This is a genomic window from Blautia sp. AM47-4, assembly GCF_003479865.1.
GTDB lineage: Bacteria > Bacillota > Clostridia > Lachnospirales > Lachnospiraceae > Fusicatenibacter > Fusicatenibacter saccharivorans.
Genome location: NZ_QUHY01000056.1, coordinates 1 through 7228 on the forward strand (window position 1 = coordinate 1; position 7228 = coordinate 7228).

Consider the following 7228-nt stretch of genomic DNA (forward strand, 5'->3'; position numbering starts at 1 on the left):
CATCGAATATACGCAAGAATTACCACTTGGAAAAGATACCTCGTGGGAAACAGCGGGGCAAGTTCTTTTTCGGTTCCAAGATAGCAGCATTGAATTTCAGAAAACTCTTCAACTATGTGAAGGGTTTAGGACATTACGCTCAAAATCCGGTACTTGTATAAAATCAAGGAAGGGAATACCAGCGTATATCCGAAGAAATCCGGTATTACACTACAAAATATGAATTTTTCAAGGTGCTATAGAAATAGAGGACAAAGTTATTTATGGTTTTGACCCTAACATCATAATATAAAGCGGGGAACAAAAAGAGGTGGGATGGATATGATGGATCGGATATCTGCCTACCGGGAACTGATTCGGAAAAATATTGATTACGAGAACTACCCGCCGATCTATAACAAGCAGGAAGTGGATGAACTGATCGAGCTGATTGTAGAAACCCTAATGCTGCCGCCGGATGCAGGAACAATTCGGATTGGAGGAAAGGAACGTCCTGTTCCGATTGTAAAAAGCATGTTCCTGAAGCTGGATAAAGATCATATCTGTTATATCCTGAAGTGCCTGCACAATACGGAAAAGAAAAAAGAGTAAAAATGGCCGTATCAAAAAAACAGCCAGCGAAAAAAAGGCAGAAAAAGAAAAGCAGCTTGTGGATCATAGCGTTGATTGCTGTTATTTTGCTGATTCTTGTTGGAGTCGTATTTTTGGTACTGCCAAAATTTCGAAAAGAAGCTGCACCGGAAAAACCGGAAACGATCAAGGTGGAAGCTGCAGAGAAAAGCTATGCTGCCGGAAGTCGGCTTTCAGAAAAAAATTTCCGCGTATACGGAATATCCGGGAAACAGAAACAGCTTCTGGATGCAGATACATACAGCGTGTCACCGGCTAAAGTGCCGGCACATGGTCACAGTGTTACCGTAGAGGTTTCCTCCAAGGCATATCCGGATATCAAGGCAGAGATAACAGTGCTTATTGACCGTGATGAAAGTGTTAGGTATAAAATCGGCAGAGAAAATCCAGATGATGTGGAGGCTATCCTGTATTCCAACGGGGATCTAGAAATATCCGGAAAAGGAAGCGTCCGGAATTTCAAATCAGATTCTGCGCCATGGAAGAAAGATTCTGTTAAACGGCTGACCTGGATTGATCCGGAGGCAGAAGTGGAAAGCATGGACTACTGGTTTACAGGAAATGACGAATACCTGGAAACATTGTGCCGCATTCCGGACACAGTGAGAAGCATGGTGGAAACATTCAAAAATGCCACAGCGATGACCAGTATGCCGGATATGTCTGGTGCGGTCCGGCTGGAAGATATTACATCCTGCGCAGAAGGGTGTATTGCACTGGAAAAGGCCATGGAACTTCCAGGGAATATAAAACAGGCAAAAAAAGCATTTTACGGTGATACGGCGCTGATCGATGGAGCCGATACAACAGCCTGTATGCAGTTGGAGAACATGGATTCCATGTATTACGGCTGTATGGCTCTGGCATCTGTCCAGATTCCGGACAGTGCGAAAGAACTTTCGAATATCTGCAATGGCTGCGTCAACCTGAAAGAAGTACATATCCCATCGTCTGCACAGAAAATGAACAGCAGTTTTTTCGGATGTACCGCACTGGAATCCATAACCGGTGAAATCCCATCTTCCTGTACGGATAGCGGGAACCTGTTTTCCGGCTGTAAGTTCCTGAGTGGAACACTTACCGTTTCCTGTACATCCAAGACAACCCTTTCAAGCTCGTTTTCGGACGCTGCAACGGCTGGAACAGGACTTACGATCATTTACGGTACGATGCAGAAAAATCGCAGGAAACGGCCAATACGGGCTTCTACGGGGGAACAAAAAGTGCAGATGAAATCCTGAACGCATTAAAGGCATCTATGGAAGCCGCATTCAGCAGCGGAAGCCATATTACAATAACAACAAATGCAAATAAAACAGAGGGGTGATTAGAATGTAATAAAAATGCAATATGAAAAATAGCAAAAGACTCTTGTAATTACGGAATTGGAAAGGTAATATGATAATATGATCCAAAGAAATAAAAAAGGGGGAGAAACCATATGGACATGAAAGAGCTTCGAAAAAATGCAGAAAAAGTAATAGCAGAACGTTTTCCGAATTTCAATTTTTCCACACTGGACTGGGGAGAGCTTGATCCATTCTATCTGGAGCATCCGGAAGAAATACCGATTGAGCATGAGTTTGTTGGCTACCGGCAGGATGGTGATGTAGCGGAAGATTACCAGGGAAATCTGTATCTGGTTCTTTGTGATCCAGGAATCCACCCGATCGGAAGTGTATGCATGGAACAGTCCGAACTGGACGATGCCGTAAAACTTGGAAAACGGGAAGATTATACCGGGGAACTTCTGGAAGAAATTCCGGAGTAAAAAGTGAAATAACAAAACAAGGAATCCCGTGTCAAACGTTGACATGGAATTCAAACAGAAAAATCGGTGTCAATGTTTGACACGGACGGAGGAAAAAGTATGAGAAAAAGAATCGCAATGGTACTTCTTGGCCTGAGCCTGGCAGTAGGTACACCGGCCGCAACAAATATGTTCCCAACAGTTTCTGCCCAGACAGTACAGGCAGCTGGAAAAACCGGATGGACGCAGGAGTCCGGAACCTGGTATTTTTATAAAGACGGTGTAAAACAGACCGGCTGGCAGACCTGGGACGGAAAAAAATATTATCTGAATGCAGACGGAACCATGAAAGCAAATGAGTGGATGATTGATACGGATGGATCGGTTTACTACTTCCGCAGCTGGGGTGGAGCTTACCTGAACTGCAAGGCAAGAATCAACGGCAGAAGTTATACATTCGGTGCAGACAGTAAGGTACAGGGTTCCCAGTGGGTTGTAAAAGGTGGAAAATGGTATCTGGTGAAAGACGGAAAAATTGCAACGGGCTGGCAGACCTGGGATGGAAATAAATACTACATGAATAGTGATGGAAGTATGCGCTCCAATGAGTGGAGACTGGATGATACAGGGAAAATCCGCTATCTGTGCAGCTGGGGCGGCGCATATAAGAACAGATCTGCCAAAATCAACGGACGCTCCTACACTTTTGATGGTAATGCTAATGTAACCAACATGCAGTGGATCGTGATGGATGGACAGTGGAAACTGGCAAAAGATGGAAAAATTGCAACGGGCTGGCAGACCTGGGACAATAACCGTTACTATCTGAACGCAGACGGAACCATGAAAGCAAATGAATCTTTCACGGACGGGGGAAAAACCTATTTCTTCTGCAGCTGGGGCGGAGCTTATAAAAACTGCTGGCAGACCTGGAACGGAAAAAAATATTACCTGCATGATAACGGTGCAGCATATCAGAATGAGTGGCTGAAAACCGGCGGAAAATGGTACTGGTTCCAGGCAGACAGCACCATGGCAGTGAACACAAGCTTTACATACAAAGATAACCTGTATTTTGTAGACGGAAATGGAATTATGCTTTCCGGATGCTGGAAAGAGGAGAACGGAGCAAAATACTATATCCGGAGCTGGGGCGGAGCCTGCAAGGATATGCAGATGAAGATTTCCGGAAAGACCTATTATTTTGGATCAAATTGCAAGATGGTAACGGATCAGACGGTAAATGGGAACTATTATGGAAAAGATGGTGTGTTGACCACAAAGCCGGACCCGAAACCAACAGAGACACCGAAACCGACGGAGACACCGAAACCAACGGAGACATCGAAACCAACAGAGACACCGAAACCAACGGAGACACCAAAACCAACGGAGACACCAAAACCGACGGAGACACCAAAACCGACGGAAACGCCAAAGCCGACAGAGACACCGAAGCCAACAGAGACACCAGCAGAAACCGTTTATGCAACAAGCGTAACAATTACACCGAACAGTAATCTGGAATTAACTGAAGTTGGACAGACACTGCAGCTGGCCGCAACCGTATATCCGGAAAATGCAACCAACAAAGCGGTAAAATGGACTTCGGATGATCCAGAAGTAGCAAGCGTAGATGAAAATGGACTTGTAACCGTTCATAAAAAAAATGGTATGCGAAAAGTTATTATCTCAGCTGATGCAATGGGATCTAAGCCAGACGGAGGTGTTGTTGGAAGATACGTAGAAGTAAAAATTAATATCCCATATACCAATGAAGAGGCTCTTGGAATGACTGTTTACGATCAGGAAGTTTCCAGAAAGATTTTCGACCTGGTAAATGAAGAACGTGTAAAAGAAGGACATGCAGCCATGATCTGGGATGATATGGTACCGCGTTCAAGGAGTATTGCAGTGGCGGGTTATCATATGATGAAGTCTATTACTGAACCTGGATATGGTACACCGGATAATATGGCATTACATTCTGGTGGTCAGAATGGTTGTGGTGGAGATTTACTTTTTACAGACACAGATGATCTCGCACAGCAGATTTTCAATCTTTGGATGTCTTCACCAGGGCATAAGGCAAACCAAATGGATGATTATAATTCGCATGGTTTTATAGCGGTTATGTACAGCCAACCAAAAGCCTACGCAGGTAAAAATTATATTAACTTTTCGGCTATCTTTTCATTTGGAAATCATAAAACCGATCAACTGGGAACGTGGGAAACAGATAATGTTGGAATGGACTCGGTTCTTGGCATGACAGAAGATGATTACAACTTGATCACAAACTACTTTATCCGATAAAAAAGAATCCCCTCTCGTAGACGAATTACGAGAGGGGATTTGTATGTCGAAGAGGTAGTAAAATAGTCGATGATATGCTATACTGAATCTAATCAGATCAGAACGTGATAGGGATAGTCTGATGGTTGTCCTTTCTGGAAACAGAAAGGGGGTAATGCCAATGAATACAATGGAAGTGTTGACACTTTTACTTGTTGTTTTTGCGGCGTTATCCAATGCGTCGTAAAACTTCTTGCTTTAGCTATGGGGATATAAGACGCGTCCATCGAATTTACGCAAGTAATTGAGATGGACAAAATAGTGGTTGTATTAAATGGGAAAATATAGTATAATACAAACATGAATACAACATATAAATCAAACAACAATGTCGTCTATTCGTGCAAATACCATGTAGTATGGTGTCCTAAATATAGACGAAAAGTATTAACCAATGGTGTAGATACCAGGTTGAAGGAACTGCTCACAGAGTATGCTGCAAATCTTTCTGTAGAGATTCTGGAAATGGAAATCATGCCGGATCATGTTCATATGCTGCTGGAAGTAGAACCTCAGTTTGGTATTCACAAAGCCGTAAAATCTTTCAAAGGCTATACTTCCAGAATTTTAAGACAGGAATTTCCATATCTTAAAACTAAGATGCCGACGCTTTGGACAAACAGCTATTTTGTATCGACGGTGGGTGGTGCTCCGCTGGAAGCAGTAAAACAGTATATCGAAAACCAGAAAACATCGCAGAGACAAAAGGATAAGATGGGATAATGCAAAAAGGGATCAAATTCAGAATCTACCCGAATAAAGGACAGAAAGCCTTCATTCACCAGACGCTGGGATGCTGCAGGTTCATCTATAACCGGGGACTTGCCATGCGTAAGGAAGGCTATGAAAAAGGGGAAAAAATCGGCTATGGCCAGACTTCTGCCATGCTGACGGAACTGAAAAAGCAGGAAGAGTTTGCTTTTCTGAAAGAAGTCGATTCCATCGCATTACAGCAGTCATTGCGGGATCTTGACCGGGGATTTGTAAACTTTTTTCAAAAAAGAGCGTCCCATCCAACTTTCAAAAGCAAACATAACCATTTTCAGTCGTACAGAACGGTAAATCAAAAAGACAACATTCGTATCGTGGGAAGATATATCAAACTTCCGAAGCTCGGATATGTGAAAGTGCGTCAGTCAATGGAAGTGGGAAACATTCATCACGTAACCATTGAGCATACGCCATCCGGAAAATATTTTGCGGTTCTGAATGTTGAATCTGAACCGGAACCGCGACCTAATCAGGGTGGAACGATTGGGATTGATGTTGGAATCAAAACATTCTATTCTGACAGCAACGGAAATACAGTAGCGAATCCCAAATATCTGGAACGCTCGATGCGAAAACTTGTAAGGGAACAGCGCAGACTTTCCCCAAGAGAGAAAGGATCCCATAACCGGGATAAGCAGCGAATTCGAGTTGCCAAAGTACATGAAAAAGTAACGAATCAAAGAAATGATTTCCTGCAGAAACAGTCAACGATGCTGGTGTGTGAAAACCAAACCATCTGCATCGAAGACCTGCATGTAAAAGGAATGATCCGGAACCATAAACTGGCAAAGTCGATAGCCAGTGTTTCGTGGGCAAAGTTTTTCGAGATGCTGGAATATAAAGCTGTGTGGTATGGAAATGAAATCCGCAAAGTACCAACGATGTATCCGAGCAGCCAGACCTGCAGTTCCTGTGGCTATCGGAATCCGCTGGTGAAAAATCTGCGCATTCGTATCTGGGAGTGCCCCGGCTGTCACGCAGTTCATGACCGGGATACGAATGCAGGCATCAATATTTTGAAAAAAGGACTGCAGCTGCAGTCGGCATAAAGATAAGAAAACTGTACCGCAGGGCATGCGGGAACAGTATAAATATAGCCTGTGGACACCGTGTAAGACATTGCAGTACCGTAAGGTATTTGCCAATGCAATGGTGGAAGAAACAGGAATCCCCCTGCTTTAGCTGTGGGGAGTGTCAACTTACATAGACAACCACCGCAAATAGCAAGAGGGCTATTCCCTATTGGCAGTAGGGGATAGCCTTTGTCTCTTGTTGCTTTTTTGTAATAATTTAAATTATTTCAGAAAGTACAACCACTGACACGGAAATATCCTTGATTGCTTCTGATTTGATTATAAGCTGCCAGACGGAAAAAGTCAAGCAGCATGGGGGATGCGCAGAGTTTTGTGTATTCCTTTTTGTTGAAAAAATAGAATATTCTGTCTGGACTTGTTGTTTTTGCTAAGAAGTCAAGGTAACGTTTATGAAGCGATATTTCAGAGACGTTACCTTTTTATAAAAAAATCTGTGGTTTTAGACGATAAAAATGTCATCTTTTTTGAGAAAATGTCATGTTCTTATATGAAACCAAGCAATCAGTGTGCCGTTTCCTTTCTGCATGAGCAGTGTGCCAACTGTCCGTAGCAGGATCAATGCAAGCCGAAGATCTTTAAGAAGGTTGCAAAAATAGTAACATCCAAAGCAGCGCATGAACGTGCGAAA

General features: G+C 43.2%; 6 protein-coding genes. All 6 read left to right on the top strand.

Translation table 11 applies throughout. The features are described from left to right. Positions 1–315 precede the first annotated feature (315 nt). Entirely contained in the window at positions 316–591 is a 276-nt protein-coding gene (locus tag DW965_RS17980) for a DUF6017 domain-containing protein (RefSeq protein ID WP_055265164.1), read from the top strand. A 113-nt stretch (positions 592–704) separates the two neighbouring features. Then, the gene (locus DW965_RS17985; protein ID WP_158568527.1) at positions 705–1871 is read left to right on the top strand and encodes a leucine-rich repeat protein; all 1167 of its coding nucleotides are present in this window, start codon (positions 705–707) and stop codon (positions 1869–1871) included. A 200-nt stretch (positions 1872–2071) separates the two neighbouring features. Next, positions 2072–2401, top strand: coding sequence for a hypothetical protein (locus tag DW965_RS17990; protein ID WP_117760314.1), 330 nt, complete (start codon positions 2072–2074; stop codon positions 2399–2401). A gap of 99 nt (positions 2402–2500) precedes the next feature. Beyond that, positions 2501–4696, top strand: a complete 2196-nt coding sequence (locus DW965_RS17995; protein WP_158568526.1) for an Ig-like domain-containing protein — start codon at positions 2501–2503, stop codon at positions 4694–4696. Positions 4697–5035: 339 nt separating this feature from the next. Next, entirely contained in the window at positions 5036–5458 is a 423-nt protein-coding gene (tnpA, locus tag DW965_RS18000) for an IS200/IS605 family transposase (protein WP_055266992.1), read from the top strand. Then, positions 5458–6555: an IS200/IS605 family element RNA-guided endonuclease TnpB gene (tnpB, locus tag DW965_RS18005; protein ID WP_119198651.1), complete on the top strand. Its 1098-nt coding sequence runs from the start codon at positions 5458–5460 to the stop codon at positions 6553–6555. The genes tnpA and tnpB overlap by 1 nt, the downstream gene beginning before the upstream one ends. Positions 6556–7228 lie beyond the last annotated feature (673 nt).

Coding starts and splice junctions, on each gene's coding strand:
- DW965_RS17980 (WP_055265164.1), top strand. CDS start 316: ATGGATATGATGGATCGGATATCTGCCTACCGGGAACTGATTCGGAAA.
- DW965_RS17995 (WP_158568526.1), top strand. CDS start 2,501: ATGAGAAAAAGAATCGCAATGGTACTTCTTGGCCTGAGCCTGGCAGTA.
- DW965_RS17990 (WP_117760314.1), top strand. CDS start 2,072: ATGGACATGAAAGAGCTTCGAAAAAATGCAGAAAAAGTAATAGCAGAA.
- tnpA (WP_055266992.1), top strand. CDS start 5,036: ATGAATACAACATATAAATCAAACAACAATGTCGTCTATTCGTGCAAA.
- tnpB (WP_119198651.1), top strand. CDS start 5,458: ATGCAAAAAGGGATCAAATTCAGAATCTACCCGAATAAAGGACAGAAA.